We start from the raw sequence: 18,863 nt of genomic DNA, 5'->3' as shown, positions 1-18,863 counted from the left end.
CCCCCCGCCCCATAGCGTTGCCGCATGATCGAGGCACGCAGCCTGACTAAACGCTACGGCGACAAGACCGCCGTCTCCGACTTGTCCTTCACCGTCCGCCCCGGCGTGGTGACCGGCTTCCTCGGCCCGAACGGGGCTGGGAAGTCCACCACGATGCGCATGATCCTGGGGCTGGACCGGCCTACCTCCGGGGCGGTGACCGTCAACGGCAAGGCCTATGCCGAGCACTCCGCGCCGCTGCATGAGGTCGGTGCGCTGCTGGAGGCCAAGGCCATCCACACCGGGCGTACCGCCTACAACCACCTGCTGGCGCTGGCCGCCACCACCGGCATTGAGCAGTCGCGCGTCGACGAGGTCATCGACCTCGTCGGGCTCCGCGACGTGGCCAAGAAGCGGGCCGGGGGCTTCTCCCTCGGTATGGGGCAGCGGCTCGGTATCGCCAGCGCGCTGCTCGGCGACCCGGACACGCTGATCCTGGACGAGCCGGTCAACGGGCTCGACCCCGAGGGCATCCTGTGGATCCGGAACCTGCTCAAGAACCTGGCCTCCGAGGGCCGGACGGTCTTCGTCTCCAGCCACCTCATGTCCGAGATGGCGCTGACCGCCGAGCACCTCATCGTGATCGGGCAGGGCAAGCTCATCGCCGACACGTCGGTGGCCGAGTTCATCTCGCGCGCGTCCACCGGCAGTGTCAAGGTGCGGACGCCGGATGCCGCCAAGCTGCGGGAGTTGCTGGCCGGTCCGGATGTCACCGTCTCCTCCTCGGTCGAGGGTGAGCTGCAGGTCCAGGGCCTGACCAGCGACCGGATCGGCACCATCGCGGCCGAGAACCGGATCACGCTGTTCGAGCTCGCTCCGCATGAGGCCTCGCTGGAAGAGGCGTTCATGGAGCTCACCGGGGACGCCGTGGAGTACCGCGCCCCGGCGCAGAAGTCCGCTGGCGAGGCGGCCACCACTGAGGTCGAGGTGAACGCGTGACCGCCGTCGCACAGAGCCCCACGGGCCCCACGGGCGCCACGCCGGCCCGGCGCGTCCACACCGGCAAGGTGACGCAGGGCCGGATCATCAAGAGCGAGTGGATCAAGTTCCGCACGCTGCGCTCCTCGCGCTGGTCGCTGATCGCCGGCGTCGGGGCGATGATCGCCATCGCGCTGCTGTTCAGCCTGGCGATGAAGAGCCACTACCCGCACATGAGCGCGGCCCGGCAGAAGGAGGTCGACCCGGTCGCCGACCCGATGCGCGGGGTGTTCCTCGGGCAGCTCGCGGTGGGGGTGCTCGGGGTCATGATGATCACCGGTGAGTACACCACCGGCATGATCCGGGCCTCGCTGGCCGCCGCGCCCAAGCGCCTGCCGGTGCTGTGGGCCAAGGCGCTGGTGTTCACGGTCGTGGCCTGGGTCGTCATGACGATCACCGCGTTCGTCTGCTTCTTCCTCTCGCAGTCGATCTTCAGCTCGATCCACATCAACAAGAGCATCTCCGACCCCGGCGTGCTGCGCGCGGTGTTCGGCGAGGGCCTCTACCTGACAGTCGTCGGGCTGCTCGGGGTGGCCCTGGGCGCGATCATCCGGAGCACGGCCGGCGCCATCGCGTCGCTGTTCGGCATCCTGCTGGTCCTGCCGGTCCTCGGCGAGGTCCTGAACCTCACCTCTTGGGGCGACCACATCAACCCCTACCTGCCGAGCAACGCCGGGCAGCGGGTGATGGCGCTGACCACGACGTCGCCGGACATGAAGCCGTGGGCCGGGTTCGCCCTGTTCGTTGGCTACGCTGTGGTGGCGATGGCCGCGGCGGCCGTCCTGCTGAAGAAACGAGACGCGTGAGCTCTGCGACCGTCCCCGAAGACCCCGGCAGCCGTCGGGGTCTTCGGGCCGTCGTGGACGCGCCGACCACGGTGTCGGCGTGGCTGAGCTCGCCGGGGATGAAGCGCTTCCTGCAGGCCGCGGGCATGGAGAACGCCCTGCGGAGGGCCCAGCAGTGGGCCGCCGCGCATCCCACGACGGTGGATTCCCTGTCGGTGGCGGCGGTGCTGGTGCCGTTCAGCGGCCACCTGTACCTGCGTCCGGCGCACCAACCCGTCCTGGGCTGGATCCTGATGTTCGGCTTCTTCCTGCCGCTGGCGCTGCGGCGGCGCTACCCGACCGGGGTGTTCGCGGTCGTGGCGGCGTTCGCGTTCGGGCAATGGGCCTTCGACATGCTGATGCCCCAGGTGGACTTCGCGCCGCTGATCGCGCTCTACTCGATCGCCGCGCACGCCCCGATCCGCCGCACGCTGGCCGCCATCGGAGTCATGGAGATAGGCGCGGTGATGGTCGCGGCGTCCTGGTCGAGCGGGAACGGCACGCTGCGCGTCTTCGTGTTCGTCTCCGGCATGGTCACGGCTGCGGCGGTGCTCGGCGTCAACACCCGCACCCGGCGCGCCTACTTCGCGACGCTGGAGGAACGCGCGCGGCGCCTGGAGTTCGAACGCGACCAGCAGGCGCAGATCGCGGCGGCCTCCGAGCGCGCGTCGATCGCGCGGGAGGTCCACGACGTCGTCACGCACAGCCTGTCGGTGATGGTCGCGCTGACCGACGGCGCCTCCTATGCCGTGCACACCTCGCCGGACCGCGCGGCCGAAGCGGTCGCGAAGGCCTCGGAGGTCGGCCGCCAGGCGATCACCGACATGCAGCGCGTCCTCGGTGTCCTGCGCGGCTCGGCTGGCGCCACCATGGCCGAACTGCATCCGCAGCCCGGGCTCGCGCAGCTGGACACATTGCTTGCCGAGGTGCGCGTCGCAGGGCTGCCGGTGGAGCTGGTGGTCAGCGGCGTGCGGCCGGACCTGTCTTCGGGCGTCGAGCTCGCGGTGTTCCGGGTGGTCCAGGAGGCCCTGACCAACACCCGCAAGCACGCCGAACCCGGCGCGTCGGCGCGGGTCCGGCTGGACTTCGGCCAGGAGGCCATAGAAGTGACGGTGCTCGACGACGGCAACGTCGCGGCGAACGCGGCCGCGGCGCTCGGCGGCGGGACCGGCGGAATCGGCAGGATCAGCGGGATCGCCGGGATCGGCGAGCTAGGCGAGATCGCCGCCGAAGCCGGCGGCCACGGAATCGCCGGCATGAAGGAGCGCGTGGCAGCCTTCGGCGGCGAGCTGGAAGCCGGGCCGCGCGGCGTCGGCCGCGGCTGGCGCGTGCACGCGCGGGTACCGGTGACAGTCGTGCCCGGGGAGCCCGCGTGATCGACGTCCTGCTGGTCGACGACGCCCCGCTGCTGCGCATGGGCTTCCGCATGGTGCTGGAGGCGCAGCCCGACGTCGCGGTGGTCGGCGAGGCCGGCAACGGCGCCGAGGCCGTGGCGAAGGCCGTCGAGCTCAGACCCGACGTGGTGCTGATGGATGTGCGCATGCCCGGCGTGGACGGCATCGAGGCCACCGCCCGCATCACCGCCGCCGACCTGCCCTCCCGCGTCCTCATCCTCACCACCTTCGACCTCGACGAGTACGCCTTCGCCGCGCTGCGCGCCGGCGCCGCCGGCTTCCTGCTCAAGAACGCGCACCCCGCCGACCTCATCGCCGGCATCCGCACCGTGGCCGCCGGCGACGGCGTGGTCGCCCCGCGCATCACCCGCCAGCTCATCGAGGCCTTCGCACGCCAGATCGATCCGGCCGGCGCCGGGCCGCGCGCCGACGAGCGCCTGGAGCGGCTGACCGACCGTGAGCGCGAGGTCCTGGTCGAAATCGCCCGCGGCCGGTCCAACGCCGAGATCGCCGAGACCCTGGGCCTGTCCGAGGCCACGGTGAAGACCCACGTCAGCCGGATCCTGCCGAAGCTGGAGCTGCGCGACCGGGTCCAGGCCGTGGTGTTCGCCTACGAGGTCGGGCTGGTCGCCGCCGGCTCACAACCCGGCGCGGACAAGTAGCCGGTCCATCTCGTCCAGCGGCAGGTGCGGCGAGGCCGCGGCGGCGTGGACCACGCGCTCGGAGGCGTCGGCGAGCAGGGCCGCCAGGTTCGCGGTCGGCAGGTTCCGATGTCCGGCCACGGCCGCGCGCACCGAGGCCTCCGGATCGGCCGCCAGCCGCACGGCCAGATCCGCCGACAGGTCCGGATGGCCGGAGGCCAGGGCCCGCAGTCGCGGCTCCGGATCGACGGCGAAGCGCTCCATCGTCTCCGCGGAATGCGTGAGCACGGGTTCGTACTCCCACCACATCGTCAGGTCGTCCCACTGGTGCAGGCGCTCGATCCGTTCGGCGCGCGCCGGGTCGACCAGGTGCGGCGCGGTGCGCACCATCGTCATGCGGACCTGTTCGTCCTCGTCGTCCAGCAGTCGCCGCACGGTCTCGATCGGCAGCTTCGTGCTGAGCGCGGCGGCGGCGCGGAAACAGGGGTACGGGGAGTCGACGTGGCGCTCGGCCTCGGCCGTGACCCAGGCCGGCCGCAGCATGCCCAGGGCCGAGCCGGCCTGGAGGTACTCGAAGACCAGGCCGTACTCGTCGTCGGCGGCGATCAGGTCGTCCAGGGTCGGGGCGTGGTCGGTGATGTCCGCGTGCACGGCCGCCCGGACCGCAACGGGGGTGTCGGGGCGGGCGAACACGGCCAGCCGCACCACCGGACTGGGATCCCGAGTAAGGACGCTGAGCATCTCCTCCGGCAGGTCGGGGCGCGCGGCCAGCTGCGCCCGCACCGCGCTCTCCGGGTCCCGGGCCAGCAGGTCGATCAGGGTGTCGTCGAGGACCAGGTAGCGGAAGTAGGCGGAGAAGGCCGCCGAGCGGACCTTCTCGTCCGGGTCGCCGAGCAGGGCCTCGCGCACGTTCTCCGGGGCCCCGGACCACCACTGCGCGAGCATGACGCGGATCTGCGGGTCGGGGTCGGCGGCCAACCGGGCGCGCAGGTCCGCCGGGAGGCCTTCGGTGCGCGCCAGGGTCTCGCGGACCTCGCGCGAGTCGTCGTCGATCAGCGCCTCGAACAGCTCCCGCCGCTGATCGCGCTGCTGGTCCCGGTGCTGGCCAGACTGCTGGCCAGACTGCTGATCAGGCCGCTGGTCCGAGTGCTGGTCCGGGCGCTGATCCGGGCAGGCCGCGCCGACCTCGCCGCCGACCACGACCGCGGCCCGGATCCCGGGGTCGCCGTGCCGCGCCAACAGCATCCGGAACTTGTGGCACAGCCACGGGTTCAGCGCCAGCGCGTGCACCTGCCAGCGGTTGTCGCGAGCGATGATCTCGGCGACCATCGCGTCGGTCAGGTCCGGCCGTTCGGCCACCCCCCGCAGCTCGCCCGGCCACGCGAGCAGCCGGAACACCATGTCCGGCGGCAACGCCGGGTTCTCCGCCAGGCCTTTGACGGCCTCCTGCACCCTGACATCGCGCGGCCCGTCCCCGCCCATGTCTCCCCCGTTCCATCACCGGCCGCGATCGACGTTGGTCGCGGCCCCCTCAGGAGTTGGTAGTACCCGCACACCAGTGCGAGTAAAACCGCGCCGGCCCCGCTGACCGGCCGTACGAACACTCCGACCAGGACAAGCCCGGCACCGGGCGGCAACTCCTGCGCGAAGGTGGTGCGTGCCCCGGCGTGCCGGTGGCGGTCATGCTGAGCTCTTTACCTATAAACACTTGCGTACACCAGTTTGGTTGCAAGATGCCATCGGTGTAGTCGCAGTATGCCCCCGGTGTGTCGGTGACCGAAGCAAATCGGGAGTAATACCTGCGCATCCGGAATGGGTTTTACCCGGCCCGGTGTTGTCCGCCACAGTGGTGCCTGGGCAGGCAGTCGTCGTGACATGGGTGGGATGAGTTGAGCACGGAGAGTTTACAGACAACTGCGCGCGCGCAGGGATCCATCCTGAGAAGAGGGTTCGGATTGCTCGGGGTGGCGATCCGGACCGAGCCGCGGGTCTTCGCCGCGGCGGTCACCGGCAGCGCGGTCTACGGGATCATGACCGTCGGCGCGGCCTGGGCCGTGGGCTGGGCCACCGACCACGCGGTGCTCCCGGCGTTCAGGGCCGGCAAGGTGCCGGTCGGGGCCACGCTCACCGCCGGGCTGCTGATCCTCGGCGTGGCGTTGGCCAAGGTGATGGGCATCATCGGCCGGCGCCTGCTCGCCGGCGTGATGCAGTTCCGCCTGCAGTCGCGCTACCGGCGCGCGGTCTCCGACCGGTACCTGCAACTGCCGCTGTCCTGGCACCGCCGGCACCCCACCGGCCAGCTGCTCTCCAACGCCGGCTCCGACGTGGACATGACGTGGCAGTTCATAGCCCCGCTGCCGATGTCCCTGGGCGTGCTGATCATGATGGTCGCGGCCCTGGTGTCGATGGTGCTCACCGACCCGGTGCTGGCGATCATCGGGTTCCTGCTGTTCCCGGCGATCATCGTGCTGAACACCGTGTACCAGCGCTTCGCCGCGCCCCGGCTGGCTGCCGCCCAGGAGATGCGGGCCGGCGTCGCGGAGATCGCGCACGAGTCGTTCGACGGCGGCCTGGTCGTGAAGACCCTGGGCCGCGAGGACGTGGAGACCGAGCGCTTCGCGGAAGCCGCCGACCGGCTGCGCGACGCCAACATCGCCGCCGGCCGGGCCCGCGCGTTCTTCGACCCGGCGCTGGAGGCCGTCCCCAACCTCGGCGTGCTGGTCGCGCTGCTGGTCGGCACCTCCCGGGTGGCCTCCGGCGCGATCCAGGCCGGGCAGGTCGTGCAGGTCGCGTACCTGATCACGTTGCTGGCCTTCCCGCTGCGCGCCATCGGCTGGGTCCTGGGCGAGCTGCCGCGCTCGGTGGTCGGCTTCAGCCGGGTCAAGGCCGTGCTGCAGGCCCAGGGCGACATGGAGTACGGCACGCGGCAGGCGCCTTCGAGCGGCGCGGCCGACGTCCGCCTGGAGCACGTCAGCTTCGGTTACGACGGCCAGGCGATCCTGCGCGACGTCGATCTGACCCTGCGGCCCGGCTCGACCGTGGCCCTGGTCGGGCCGACCGGCGCCGGCAAGTCCACGCTCACCGGCCTGCTCGCCCGGCTCGCCGACCCCGACAGCGGCACCGTCCGGCTGGACGGCACCGACGTCCGCGAGTTCGCCCGCGGCCAGATCCCGGCGCAGGTCTCGCTGGTCCCGCAGCAGACGTTCCTGTTCGCCGACAGCATCCGCGACAACATCCGCCTGGACGGCGACGCCGACGACGAGCAGGTCTGGGCCGCACTGCGGCTGGCGCAGGCCGACCGGTTCGTGCAGCGGCTGCCCGAGGGCCTGGACGCGGTCATCGGCGAGCGCGGCGCGACGCTGTCCGGCGGCCAGCGGCAGCGGCTGGCGCTGGCCAGGGCGCTGATACGCCGGCCCCGGCTGCTGATCCTGGACGACTGCACCGCCAGCGTCGACCCGCAGGTCGAGGCCGCGATCCTGGGCGGGCTGCGGGACGCCGCCAGCCGGGGCACGCTGGCCTCCACGGTCCTGGTGGTCGCCTACCGCAAGGCCACGATCGCGCTGGCCGACGAGGTGGTGTACGTGGAGCACGGCCGGGTCGTGGACCGCGGCCCGCACCTGGAGCTGGTCGAGCGGTGCGAGGGGTACCGCGACCTGATCACCGCCTACGAGCGCGACCACGAAGAGCGCGACGCGGCGCACGAGAGTGAGAAGCGGGACAGCGAGAAGCGCGACAGCGAGCTGCAGGAGGCCGGCCGATGAGCACCGCGACCGCTGATCTCGACGAGGCCGAAGTGACGACGACCACTCCCGGCGGCTATCAGCTCCCTGAAGCCCTCGACGGCGGCTACGCCGTCCTGCGCCGCGGCGTCCGCCTGGCCCCGGCCTTCACCAAGGGCCTGGGCTGGACGGTGGCCCTGGCGCTGATCGCCACCGTCGGCCGGATCGTGATCCCCCTGACCGTGCAGCAGACGCTGGACCACGGGATCCTCGCCAAGGGCGGCCCCGACTACGGCGAGGTGCGCACCATGGTCGCCCTCAGCGCTGTGGCCGTGCTGATCACCGCGCTGTCGGCGTACCTGATGAACTTCCGCCTCTACACCTCCAGCGAGCGCGGGCTGGCCGAGGTGCGCACCAAGGCGTTCCGCCACGTCCACGACCTGTCGCTGCTGCACCAGCAGGCCGAGCAGCGCGGCGCCCTGGTCAGCCGGGTCACCAGCGACATCGACACGGTCACGGTGTTCATCCAGCAGGGCGGCATGCAGCTGTTCGTGGCCGTCGCGCAGGTCGTGGTCGTCACGATCGTGATGGCCGTGTTCTCCTGGCAGCTGACGCTCCTGGTCTGGGTCTGCTTCGTGCCGATGTTCCTGGTCATGCGCAAGATCCAGGGCCGCACCGGCCGCGCGTACCGCAAGGTGCGGCGGCGCTACGGGAAGATGCTCGGCGAGGTCTCCGAGGCGCTGGTCGGCGCCGACGTGCTGCGCGCCTACGGGATCGAGGACCGCGCCGGCCGCCGGATCGGCGCGGCCGTGGACGACACCCGCGACTCCCAGGTGCGGACCCAGCGGCTGATCGTCGTCACGTTCTCGATGGGCGAGCTGGTCGCCGGGCTGGTCAACGCCGCGATCGTGGTCGTCGGGGTGGCGATCGGGGTCGGCGGCCACCTGTCCGCCGGCGATCTGACGGCGATGCTGTTCCTGGTGAACCTGTTCATCTCGCCGGTGCAGTTCGCCACCGAGCAGCTGAACGAGGCGCAGAACGCGATCGCCGGCTGGCGCCGCATCGTCGGCCTGCTGGAGCAGCCGCCGGACGTGGGGGACCCGGGCACGGCAGGCGTCACGCCGCCGGACGGGCCGCTGGGCGTCGGGTTCGAGGACGTCGTGTTCGCCTACCCCGGCGGTGCCCCGGTGCTGCATTCGCTGAGCACGCAGATCACGCCGCGCACGCGGGTGGCCGTGGTCGGCGAGACCGGCTCGGGCAAGACGACGTTCGCCAAGCTGCTGACCCGGCTGATGGACCCGAGCTCCGGCCGGATCCTGCTCAACGGCGTACCGCTGAAGGACGTGGACTTCGAGACCCTGCGCTCCCGCATGGTGATGGTGCCGCAGGACGGCTTCCTGTTCGACATGACCGTCGGCGACAACGTCCGCTACGGCAAGCCCGGCGCCACCGACGCCGAGGTGCGCCGCGCGTTCGAGGACCTGGGCCTGACCGACTGGCTCGACGGCCTGCCCGACGGGCTCGCCACCCGGGTCGGGCAGCGCGGCGATTCGCTGTCGGCGGGGGAGCGGCAGCTGGTCGCGCTGGCCCGGGCCTACATCGCCGACCCGGACCTGCTGGTCCTGGACGAGGCCACCTCCGCCGTCGACCCGGCCACCGAGGTGCGGATCACGCGGGCCCTGGACGGTCTGACGCGCGGCCGGACGTCGATCGCCATCGCGCACCGGCTGTCCACCGCCGAGGCCGCCGACGAGGTGTTCGTGTTCGACGCCGGGCGGATCGTGGAGCGCGGGCCGCACCGGGAGCTCGTGGGCGCCGGCGGGGTGTACTCGGGGCTGTACGAGAGCTGGGCTCGGCAGCAGTCGTCGTAGCAGGGGGCTGTGACGGGGCGCGCTGGCCGGGTCTTGCTTCCGGTCAGCACTCTCCGGTCAGCCCGCAGCCGCCGCCGGGGGCTTCTCGGCACCCGGGGTGTTGAAACGCGTCTCGACGCCGCCGTGCTTCAGGCGGCCCACGATGCGGATCCGGAGGTTCGTGGGCGTCCCGTCGCCGGCGTCCCGGATGATCGTCGATGCGCCGAACTTGATCGCCAGATCGTTGGCGTCCACCACCATGTCCGGAGCCAGCACCAGTACCACCCCACCGCCGACCACGCGAAGCTCGATGGTCAGCTCCGGCCCGGTACGCACGGCCTGCGTCAGGTCCAGCTCGACACCGGACCACCTTGTGCGCACCACCAGGCGTTCCGGCAGGATCCAGTCGCCGTCGCGGCGCACCACCCCGTGCTTCTGCCTGACGACGATCCGCTTGGTGGCGGGTTTTGCCGACCCGGCGCCGGGACCCGAACCCAGGTCGGCCGTCAGCGGCGCCAGCGCCTCGAAGGTGCGCGCCGACAGCGCCGTCTCGACGCGCTCGTCGTACTCGGCCGGATCGAGCCGGCCGTCGGTGACCGCGGCGCGCAGCGTGTCGATGACCCGGTCGCGGTCCGCGTCGGAGGCGCGCAGTGCGGGTGACTTGGCCGGCTCGCTCGACATCCGCAGGTCCCTTCCACGTGGTCGCGATTCCCTTCACGTTATATCGCAAACGGCCGCCCGACCCCAGCCGACATCCGGCTAGACCGCCGCCGACCGCTCGTCCCGGCCCTCCAGGGCCAGAACCCCCGGCGTGTGGGCCTCGACCTCGGCCTCGAACGCCTCCCACAGCAGCGCCAGCGGATGCCCCGGCGGGATCCGGGACCGTTCCCCGCGCAGCGCGAACGCGCCGGTGAGCAACTCCAGATCCGGGGTGAAGCCGTCGCCGAGCGGCACCCGCCGCAGGCCCGCCGCGGTCGCCAGCGAACCGGTCGCGGCGGCGTGCGCGATGCCCTCGGTGACCAGCATGCAGCCGGCGACCAGGCCCGAGATCAGGAGCGAGAAGCCGTATGTCAGATCGCTGATGTCGGCGGCGATCGTCAGCCGCTCGCGGTAGCCGGGGCCGTACCAGTGCGCCGTGAACTCGGTGATCAGACCGTCCGTGGGCAGCGCCAGCGGCAGCTTCGCCAGCTGCTCGCCGTCCACCGGCGCGTCCGGCAGGTGGACCGGTGCCAGGTTCGTCAGCAGCGCGAGTCGGCTGCGGTAGCGCTCGACGACGTCGTAGCGCTCGCGGTGCTCGGTGCCGCCGGCCGGGACCACCATGGAGCCGCACACCACGTCGACCTCGTTCGCCTCCAGCGTGCGGGCCAGATCCCGGGTGCGGATGTGCACGACGTGCAGCTGCACTCCCATCCCCGCCAGCGCCTCGGCGATCCGCTCCCGGGCCCCGGCCAGGAACGGCAGCATCAGCTCCGTGGTGCCGACCGTCAGCCGCCGGCCCAGGCGCCGGCGTGCCGCGTGCACGCCGCGCGTCCAGTCCGCCAGCGTGCGGCGGCTCAGCTCCACCACCGCCTCGCCGGTCGGCGTGAACAGGAAGTCCTTGCCGCGCCCGGCCCGCAGCACCAGCTGCTCGCCGCACATCCGCTGGAACATCCGGTTCAGCGTGTCCAGCTGCTTCTGCACGCTGGACTGCTCGCGCTCCAGCACCCGGGCCGCCCGCAGCGCCGACCCGGTCTCGTACACGACCGTCAGGGTACGGAGTTGGTCGAAGGTGGCGTCCAGCAGCGGGGGCGGCAGGTCGGCGCGGTCCATCACGGCAGTACAGCACAAGAGCGCGGTGTCCACCGGATCAGGTGACAGGGAACTGATCTCAGTTACCTGTGAACTGTCCGCGATGACAGCCCTGAGGTGTTTACCGGCGTGCGGACGCCGTAGCAGACTCGCTGCGCACCACCAATCCCACCTTCTCAAGCCGCCTGACGGCTGCTTCGCCATGCCGTCGTAGGAGGAAGACCGTTGTGAGTATCCAAGACACCCGTGACCGGACAACCAGGCGCGCCTATGCCGACGCGCCCACCCGGCCAGCCACGATCAAGGCCGCCGCCGCGCTCGCGGTCCTGGCCGCCGTGGCCACCCTCGCCAACGCGGTGGTGGCCCTGACCGACGGCAAGTCGCTGTTGCACGGCATGGCCACCGACGCCGTGAACCAGGTGACCGGCGGCCAGTCCGCCGGCCTGGACCTCGGCTCATTGATCGACGACGCGGTCAACCAGGAATACGGAACCCTCCAGGCACGCGCCTACGTCGGCATCGTGCTCGCGCTGGGCTACCTGGCGCTGTTCCGGCCGATCGCCCGCGGCGCGCGCAAGCTGCGGATCGTCGCGACGCTGCTCGCGGCGGTCGCCGTGGTCATGGCGGCGATCGACGTCCGCGACCAGACGCCGGGGCTGCTGCACGTGTTCGACGTCGCCGAGCTGGCGTGCGCGGTGCTGATGGTGGTGGCCCTGTGGCTGCCGTCGTCGAATGCGTATGTCGCGTCCGACAAGGGGCGTCGTTCGCGGGGATGAGTCCGATCGGGGGGTCGCCGGCCGTCGCCCGTGTGGCGTCGGTCGGCGGCACTATGCGTCACTAGGCGTCAAGGTGGTCCAGCGCCGCGACGGCGAAGCGCATCCAGGACTCCTCGTGCGCGGGCGGCACCTCGACCCAGTCCTTGAACGGCTGGTCGCGCTCGGACGGATCGAACAGATGTGCGCCTTCCAGGGCGAGCGCGGCGGTGTGGTCCGGAGTGCCGGCGCCCAGGCGGAAGGCCACCGTGCCGCCCTTGAGCAGGCAGGCGAAGGCCTTGCTGCCGGACTTCAGGGCCCGGGACCCGAAGACGTTGCCTACCACCACACCGCGCGGCGCCAGCTCCGCGGCGACGTCCTCGAACTCCGGGTTCACGTCCATGGGCACGATTATCCCGTGCCTCCGCCGTCCGCGGGCTGAACCCGCCCGATCCGGCCGTCGGCACCCGGGAGACAATGGGTGCATGACCGACGAAGTCCCCACCTCAGCCCTCCTCCCGGCGATCGCCTCCCGGCTCAAGCGCGACGAGCACGACCTGTTCGCCGCGATCGCGCAGCAGCACGACACCGGCGAGGTGCTGATGCTGGCGTGGATGGACGACGAGGCGCTGCGGCGGACGCTGACCAGCGGCCGGGTCACGTACTGGTCGCGCTCGCGGCAGGAGTACTGGACCAAGGGGGACACGTCCGGGAACGTGCAGATCCTCAAGGCCGCGGCGCTGGACTGCGACGGGGACGCGGTGCTGCTGAAGGTGGACCAGAGCGGCGGGGCGTGCCACACCGGGGACCGGACCTGCTTCGACGCCGGTGACCTGCCGCTGGGGGCGGCTGCGGAATCGTCCGCCGAGGGGAGTGCGGAGCGGAGTGCCGAGGCGTCAACGGACGGATATCCGGACTTGCCGTCGGCGGCGCGCGGGGCTCTGGGAGAATCGGCGGCATGACGGCCTTTCCCCCCGGGGTGGACACCCCGGACCTGCCGACCTTCCGCGAGCTGACCGCAGACCGCCGGGTGATCCCGGTGGTGCGGCGTGTGCTGGCCGACGGTGAGACGCCGGTCGGGCTGTACCGCAAGCTCGCCGGGGAGCGGCCCGGCACCTTCCTGCTGGAGTCGGCCGAGCACGGCATCTGGTCGCGGTACTCCTTCGTCGGCGTCAGCACCGGCGCGGCGCTGAGCGAGCAGGACGGGGTCGCGCACTGGATCGGCGAGCCGCCGGTCGGGCTGCCGGCCTCCGGCGACCCGATGGACGTGCTGCGCGAGACGCTGGAACTACTGCACACACCGCGACTTCCGGGGCTGCCGCCGCTGACCGGCGGCCTGGTCGGCTACATGGGGTACGACGCGGTGCGCCGCCTGGAGCGGCTGCCCGAGCTGGCCAAGGACGACCTGCGGATTCCGGAGCTGACGTTCCTGCTCAGCCTGGACCTGGCGGTGCTGGACCACGCTGACGGCTCAGTGTGGCTGATCGCGAACGTCGTTAACTATGACAATCTGCCCACGGGTGTGGACGCGGCCTACGTGCGCGCCGTCGAGCGGCTGGACGCGATGACCGCCGCGCTGAACGCGCCGATGGTGAACACGCCGGTGGTGTACGACCCGGCCGTCGCGCCGCAGTTCACCGCCAACCGCACGTCCGAGGACTACCGCGAGACGGTGCTGCGCTGCATCGAGGAGATCAAGTCCGGCGAGGCCTTCCAGATCGTGGTGAGCCAGCGCTTCGAGGCCGAGGTGTCGGCCTCGGCGCTGGACGTCTACCGGGTGCTGCGGGCGACGAATCCGAGCCCGTACATGTACCTGCTGCGCGTCCCGGGCCCGGACGGCAGCGCGCACGACGGCTTCGACATCGTCGGCTCCTCCCCGGAGGCGCTGGTGAAGGTCACCGAGGGCCGTGCGATGCTGCACCCGATCGCCGGCACGCGCCCCCGCGGCGCGGACCCGGAGCAGGACGCGCAGCTGGCCGCCGACCTGCTGGCCGACCCGAAGGAGCGCGCCGAGCACCTGATGCTGGTCGACCTCGGCCGCAACGACCTGGGGCGGATCAGCCGCCCGGGCTCGGTGGAGGTCGTCGACTTCATGGCCGTCGAGCGCTACAGCCACGTGATGCACATCGTGTCGACCGTGATCGGCGACCTGGCGCCGGGCAAGACCGCCTTCGACGCGGTGACGGCGACCTTCCCGGCCGGCACGCTCTCCGGCGCGCCGAAACCGCGCGCGATGGAGATCATCGAGCAGAACGAACCCACGCGGCGCGGCCTGTACGGCGGCATCGTCGGCTACCTGGACTTCGCCGGTGACGCCGACACCGCGATCGCGATCCGCACGGTGCTGATGCGCGACGGCGTGGCGTTCGTGCAGGCCGGCGCCGGGATCGTGGCAGACTCGGATCCGGCCTCGGAGGACCAGGAGTGCCGGAACAAGGCGATGGCGGTGCTGAAGGCGGTCGCGGTCGCGGGGACGATGCGGTCTGCGGTGGGGGCGGTCGGGGCTGTCGGGGACGGTGCGGCGTGAGTTCGGGTGCTGATTCGGGAACTGAGGCGGGCGGGGCTGCGGTCCCGGCGAGCGATGCGGCTTTGGCAGCGGTGCCCGCGCAGCCTGGCGAGCCGGATGCTGCCGACGAGATTGGCACCGGCGCCACCGAATCGGTGAGCACTGCCGTGCCAGAGTCTGCTGAGGCTCCGGCACCTGCGCAGGCCGCCGAGCCCACCGACCCGGCCCAAGCCGCGCGCCGCACAAACCGCCGCGAGCTGACCATCACAGTCCTGATCGCCCTGCTCGGCGGCATCATCGCCTGGGCCTCGGCCGGCCGCCCCTGGGCCACCGGCGTCGCCGGCGTGGCTCCGAACACGCTCAAGGTCACGGCCAGCGGCGACGACCTGTCCGCCGGCGTCACCGCGCTCGGCCTCACCGCGCTGGCGGGCGCGCTCGCCCTGTTCGCCACCCAGCGGCTGGCCCGGCGGCTGGTCGGCGTGCTGCTGATCGCGGCCGGTGTCGGGGTGGCGGTCTACGCGTTCGGCGAGCACGGTGCGAGCCACGCCTCCCGCGTGCTGGCCGACAAGGCGGCGGCCAAGGGCTACGCGACTCGCTCCATGGACGCGCACATGGCGTCCTGGTGGATCCTCGCGACTGTCGGCGGAGTGCTGGTGGTGCTGGCCGGCGTGGCGGCGGTGGTGCGCGGCGCGACCTGGCCGGGCATGTCGTCGCGCTATGAGAACGCCGCTTCCAAGACCGCCGCGCGTGCCGCCGACACCGGCACGGCAAAGGATCTCTGGGACGCCCTCGACCGTGGCGAGGACCCCACCGGGCCCGCCGAGCCGGCGGGAGCCACCCCGCGCGCCGAGCATTAGGCCGAATCGGTGACAATGGAACCGACTGAGACTGACTTAGACCATCTGTAAGTACTCTGTAAGTACTAGGAGCACCATGTCGTCATCCCACGACGAAGGCCACGGCAACACCCCGGCCGCGTGGACCGCTGTCTTCCTCTGCATCATCGGCTTCCTGATCGGCGGCGCGGGCCTGGTGATCGGTACGCCGGCGCTGGCCATCGTCGGCGGCGCGATCGCCGTGGTCTCGCCGGTCGTCGGCAAGGCCATGTCCGCGATGGGCCTCGGCGCCGCCGCGAAGTAGTGGCGGGGCAGCCGCGCGCGTTCCGCGACCGGCTGCCATCGGCTGCGACGGCTGCAACCGGCCGCGGACCAGCGGATCCGCGGCCCCGCGGGCCGGCCGGCGGCGCGCTTCGCGGGGCGTGCGTTGGTCCCACCAGAAGATCACTGGACTTCGGAGCCCCTCCGGAGCCGCTAGAGTGAGACGTCGGACACGCCGCCCACACCGCGGACGGTAGGAGTCCATCTGGTGAGGCGATCGAGGGGAGCTGACGACGGTGAACGTACTTGCCGAGATCATCGAAGGCGTCCGCCTCGACCTTGCCGAGCGCCAGGAGAAGATCAGCCTGGACGACCTGAAGGCCAAGGTCGCCCGCATGGACAGCGCGATCGACGGCGTCGAGGCGCTGCGCCGCGGCGGGGCCGGCGGCGACGGCGTGAAGGTCATCGCCGAGGTGAAGCGCTCCTCGCCGTCCAAGGGCGCGCTCGCCGCCATCGCGGACCCCGCAGGCCTGGCCTCCGACTACGAGGCCGGCGGCGCGACCGTCATCTCGGTGCTGACCGAGCAGCGGCGCTTCGGGGGCTCGCTGGCCGACCTGGACGACGTCCGCCAGAAGGTCGACATCGCGGTCCTGCGCAAGGACTTCATCGTCACCAGCTACCAGCTGTGGGAGGCCCGCGCGCACGGCGCCGACCTCGCGCTGCTGATCGTCGCCGCGCTGGAGCAGCCGGCGCTGGAGTCGCTGATCGAGCGCGCCGTCTCCATCGGGCTGACGCCGCTGGTCGAGGTGCACGACGAGGAAGAGGTGCGGCGCGCGCTGGACGCCGGCGCGCGTCTGGTCGGCGTCAACGCCCGCGACCTGAAGACCCTGGAAGTCAAGCGCGACACCTTCGCGCGGCTGGCCCCGCTGGTGCCGGACGGCGTCGTGCGCGTCGCCGAGTCCGGGGTGCGCGGCCCGCACGACCTCATCGCCTACGCTAACGCCGGCGCCGACGCGGTGCTGGTCGGCGAGTCGCTGGTGACCGGCAAGGACCCGCGCGCCGCGGTCGCCGACCTGGTGGCGGCCGGTGCGCATCCCGCTCTGCGGAACGGTCGCGCCTGAGCGCCGCGCGCGAGGGCGGAAGACGGTAGAGTCCAGGATCGTGATGTCGAGCAAGCCGAGGGCCGCGGCCCGCCGCCGACCGTGGTGGCGGCACGCCCCGGCGGCGCGGCGATGGCAGGAAGCGTAGTCACTCGCTCCTGTCCTAGCTCGACACATCACCCATCCATGGGAATCCACCATGTCTGACCAGACAGATCCTCGCGCTGAGATCATCTCGGCGTACGCGGCCACGGCCGCGCTGCCCGACGGCACCGGGCACTTCCCCACCGACGACGCCCTGTTCGGCGGCCGCTTCATGCCCGAAGCGCTGATGGCCGTGTTGAAGGAGGTCACCGAGGCCTATGAGACCTCGAAGACCGATCCCGCGTTCCACCAGGAGTTCGCCGACCTTCTCCTGCACTATGCCAATCGTCCGAGCCTGCTCACCGAGGCGCGGAACCTGTCCCGGCGGGCCGGGGCCCGGATCCTGCTCAAGCGGGAGGATCTGAACCACACCGGTTCGCACAAGATCAACAATGTGCTCGGCCAGGCGTTGCTCGCCAAGCGCATGGGCAAGACCCGGGTCATCGCCGAGACCGGCGCCGGTCAGCACGGCGTGGCCACCGCGACCGCGGCGGCGCTGCTCGGGCTGGACTGCGTCGTGTACATGGGGTCCGAGGACACCAAGCGGCAGGCGCTGAACGTCGCGCGGATGCGGATGCTCGGTGCTGAGGTGGTGCCGGTCGCGATCGGGTCGCAGACGTTGAAGGACGCGATCAACGAGGCGCTGCGCGACTGGGTCGCCAGTGCTGATACGACGTACTACCTGCTCGGTACTGCCGCCGGTCCGCATCCGTTCCCGGCGATGGTGCGCGACTTCGCTCGGATCATCGGGGTGGAGGCGCGGCGGCAGACGTTGGAGATGACCGGCGCGCTGCCGGATGCTGTGGCGGCTTGCGTTGGCGGCGGGTCCAATGCGATCGGGGTTTTTCACGCGTTCGTGCCGGACTCGTCGGTCAAGCTGTATGGCTTCGAGGCCGGCGGCTCTGGCGTTTCGACCGGGCTGCACGCGGCTTCGATCACCGGCGGGTCTGTCGGGGTGCTGCACGGTACGCGTACGTTCCTTCTTCAGGACGAGTACGGCCAGACCAAGGAGAGCCACAGCATCTCGGCGGGTCTGGACTACCCGGCGGTCGGACCTGAGCACGCCTGGCTGCATGCGACCGGGCGTGCGATCTACGAGCCCGTTGATGACAGCGAGGCGATGGACGCTTTCCGGGTTCTGTGTGAGACCGAGGGGATCATTCCGGCTATCGAGTCGGCGCATGCCTTGGCTGGCGCGCTGCGGATTGCGCCGCGGTTGGCGCAGGAGCTTGGGCGGGAGCCGGTGATCGTCGTGAACCTTTCGGGGCGCGGCGACAAGGACATGCACACGGCGGCGGCGTACTTCGGGTTTGAGGGGGGAGAGCTGTGAACCGGCTTCAGGACGTTCTCAAGAGCGCGCGGGCGGAGAATCGCGCGGTGCTCATCGGCTACCTCCCGGCGGGGTATCCGTCGGTGGACGGGTCCATCGACGCCATGCGGGCGATGGTCGAGGGTGGCTGCGACATCATCGAGGTGGGGCTGCCGTACTCGGACCCGGCGATGGACGGGCCGGTCATCCAGGCCGCGGCGGACCAGGCGCTGGCGCGGGGGGTCAGCACGCCGGACGTCATCCGGGCGGCCGGGGCGGTTGCCGACACCGGGGCTGCGGCGCTGATCATGTCGTACTGGAACCCGATCGAGCACTACGGCGTCGACCGCTTCGCCGGCGAGCTCGCGGCGGTCGGCGGGAGCGGGGTGATCACGCCGGACCTGATTCCCGAGGAGGCCGGGCCGTGGATCGCGGCGACCGAGGCGCACGACATCAAGCGGGTGTTCCTGGTCGCGCCGAGTTCCACGCCGGAGCGGATCGCGCTGACGGCGCAGGCGTGCGACGGGTTCGTGTACGCCGGGGCGGTGATGGGGGTGACCGGGGCGCGGGACCAGGTCGGGCACGCGGCGCGGGCGCTGGTGGAGCGGACCCGGGCGGCGACGGAGCAGGCGGTGTGCGTCGGGCTCGGGGTGTCGACCGGGGACCAGGCGGCGGAGATCGCGGGGTATGCGGACGGGGTGATCGTGGGGTCGGCGTTCGTG

General features: G+C 71.7%; 18 protein-coding genes. 14 read left to right on the top strand and 4 right to left on the bottom strand.

Annotation, left to right across the window (positions count from 1 at the left end; translation table 11 throughout):
- Positions 1–24: 24 nt before the first annotated feature.
- Genes GWK61_RS40560 through GWK61_RS40545 form a run of 4 tightly spaced genes read left to right on the top strand, consistent with a single transcriptional unit; the run spans position 25 to position 3,897 of the window.
- Positions 25–978 (top strand): ABC transporter ATP-binding protein, encoded by a 954-nt coding sequence (locus tag GWK61_RS40560; protein ID WP_194917039.1) that lies wholly within the window; start codon positions 25–27, stop codon positions 976–978.
- On the top strand, positions 975–1,823 hold the full coding sequence (locus tag GWK61_RS40555) for an ABC transporter permease subunit (protein ID WP_194917038.1): 849 nt from the start codon (positions 975–977) through the stop codon (positions 1,821–1,823). The genes GWK61_RS40560 and GWK61_RS40555 overlap by 4 nt, the downstream gene beginning before the upstream one ends.
- The gene (locus GWK61_RS60090) at positions 1,820–3,217 is read left to right on the top strand and encodes a sensor histidine kinase (protein ID WP_194917037.1); all 1,398 of its coding nucleotides are present in this window, start codon (positions 1,820–1,822) and stop codon (positions 3,215–3,217) included. Before GWK61_RS40555 ends, GWK61_RS60090 begins: the two co-directional genes overlap by 4 nt.
- On the top strand, positions 3,214–3,897 hold the full coding sequence (locus tag GWK61_RS40545; protein WP_194917036.1) for a response regulator: 684 nt from the start codon (positions 3,214–3,216) through the stop codon (positions 3,895–3,897). Before GWK61_RS60090 ends, GWK61_RS40545 begins: the two co-directional genes overlap by 4 nt.
- Here the strand turns inward: GWK61_RS40545 and GWK61_RS40540 are convergent.
- A complete protein-coding gene (locus GWK61_RS40540) occupies positions 3,874–5,358 on the bottom strand; it encodes a hypothetical protein (RefSeq protein ID WP_194917035.1) in 1,485 nt (494 codons plus the stop codon). The genes GWK61_RS40545 and GWK61_RS40540 overlap by 24 nt on opposite strands.
- Positions 5,359–5,840: 482 nt before the next feature.
- Here GWK61_RS40540 and GWK61_RS40535 point away from each other — a divergent pair, with 482 nt between their 5' ends.
- The gene (locus GWK61_RS40535; RefSeq protein ID WP_323747975.1) at positions 5,841–7,637 is read left to right on the top strand and encodes an ABC transporter ATP-binding protein; all 1,797 of its coding nucleotides are present in this window, start codon (positions 5,841–5,843) and stop codon (positions 7,635–7,637) included.
- Positions 7,634–9,466: an ABC transporter ATP-binding protein gene (locus GWK61_RS40530; RefSeq protein WP_194917034.1), complete on the top strand. Its 1,833-nt coding sequence runs from the start codon at positions 7,634–7,636 to the stop codon at positions 9,464–9,466. Before GWK61_RS40535 ends, GWK61_RS40530 begins: the two co-directional genes overlap by 4 nt.
- A gap of 57 nt (positions 9,467–9,523) precedes the next feature.
- Here the strand turns inward: GWK61_RS40530 and GWK61_RS40525 are convergent, their stop codons facing one another.
- Positions 9,524–10,126, bottom strand: coding sequence for a DUF1707 SHOCT-like domain-containing protein (locus GWK61_RS40525; RefSeq protein ID WP_194917033.1), 603 nt, complete (start codon positions 10,124–10,126; stop codon positions 9,524–9,526).
- Between the two features lie 78 nt (positions 10,127–10,204).
- Complete coding sequence (locus GWK61_RS40520; protein ID WP_194917032.1) at positions 10,205–11,254, bottom strand: LysR family transcriptional regulator; 1,050 nt, start codon at positions 11,252–11,254, stop codon at positions 10,205–10,207.
- A gap of 206 nt (positions 11,255–11,460) precedes the next feature.
- Here GWK61_RS40520 and GWK61_RS40515 point away from each other — a divergent pair, with 206 nt between their 5' ends.
- Positions 11,461–12,009, top strand: coding sequence for a hypothetical protein (locus tag GWK61_RS40515; RefSeq protein WP_194917031.1), 549 nt, complete (start codon positions 11,461–11,463; stop codon positions 12,007–12,009).
- 61 nt (positions 12,010–12,070) lie between these two features.
- Here the strand turns inward: GWK61_RS40515 and GWK61_RS40510 are convergent, their stop codons facing one another.
- A complete protein-coding gene (locus GWK61_RS40510) occupies positions 12,071–12,388 on the bottom strand; it encodes a hypothetical protein (RefSeq protein WP_194917030.1) in 318 nt (105 codons plus the stop codon).
- A gap of 82 nt (positions 12,389–12,470) precedes the next feature.
- On the opposite strand from GWK61_RS40510, the gene hisI reads away from it, so the two are divergent.
- The 7 genes from hisI to trpA all read left to right on the top strand — a co-directional run.
- Positions 12,471–12,947, top strand: coding sequence for a phosphoribosyl-AMP cyclohydrolase (gene hisI / locus GWK61_RS40505; RefSeq protein ID WP_228563746.1), 477 nt, complete (start codon positions 12,471–12,473; stop codon positions 12,945–12,947).
- Positions 12,944–14,512, top strand: coding sequence for an anthranilate synthase component I (locus GWK61_RS40500; RefSeq protein WP_194917029.1), 1,569 nt, complete (start codon positions 12,944–12,946; stop codon positions 14,510–14,512). Before hisI ends, GWK61_RS40500 begins: the two co-directional genes overlap by 4 nt.
- Positions 14,513–14,658: 146 nt before the next feature.
- Positions 14,659–15,348 carry a TIGR02234 family membrane protein gene (locus GWK61_RS40495; RefSeq protein WP_194917028.1) on the top strand — a complete coding sequence of 230 codons (690 nt, stop codon included), beginning with the start codon at positions 14,659–14,661 and terminating at the stop codon, positions 15,346–15,348.
- A gap of 76 nt (positions 15,349–15,424) precedes the next feature.
- On the top strand, positions 15,425–15,631 hold the full coding sequence (locus tag GWK61_RS40490; RefSeq protein WP_194917027.1) for an HGxxPAAW family protein: 207 nt from the start codon (positions 15,425–15,427) through the stop codon (positions 15,629–15,631).
- 253 nt (positions 15,632–15,884) lie between these two features.
- Positions 15,885–16,709 carry an indole-3-glycerol phosphate synthase TrpC gene (trpC, locus tag GWK61_RS40485; protein WP_194917026.1) on the top strand — a complete coding sequence of 275 codons (825 nt, stop codon included), beginning with the start codon at positions 15,885–15,887 and terminating at the stop codon, positions 16,707–16,709.
- A gap of 178 nt (positions 16,710–16,887) precedes the next feature.
- Positions 16,888–18,162, top strand: a complete 1,275-nt coding sequence (gene trpB / locus GWK61_RS40480) for a tryptophan synthase subunit beta (protein WP_267254498.1) — start codon at positions 16,888–16,890, stop codon at positions 18,160–18,162.
- The coding region (gene trpA, locus GWK61_RS40475) for a tryptophan synthase subunit alpha (protein ID WP_194917025.1) at positions 18,159–18,863 on the top strand (705 nt) is incomplete at its 3' end. The genes trpB and trpA, both read left to right, overlap by 4 nt.

It is taken from the genome of Catenulispora rubra (genome assembly GCF_015356825.1).
GTDB lineage: Bacteria > Actinomycetota > Actinomycetes > Streptomycetales > Catenulisporaceae > Catenulispora > Catenulispora rubra.
The sequence above is the reverse complement of the archived record's forward strand: the minus strand, read 5'-3'. Positions and strand labels throughout refer to the sequence as shown.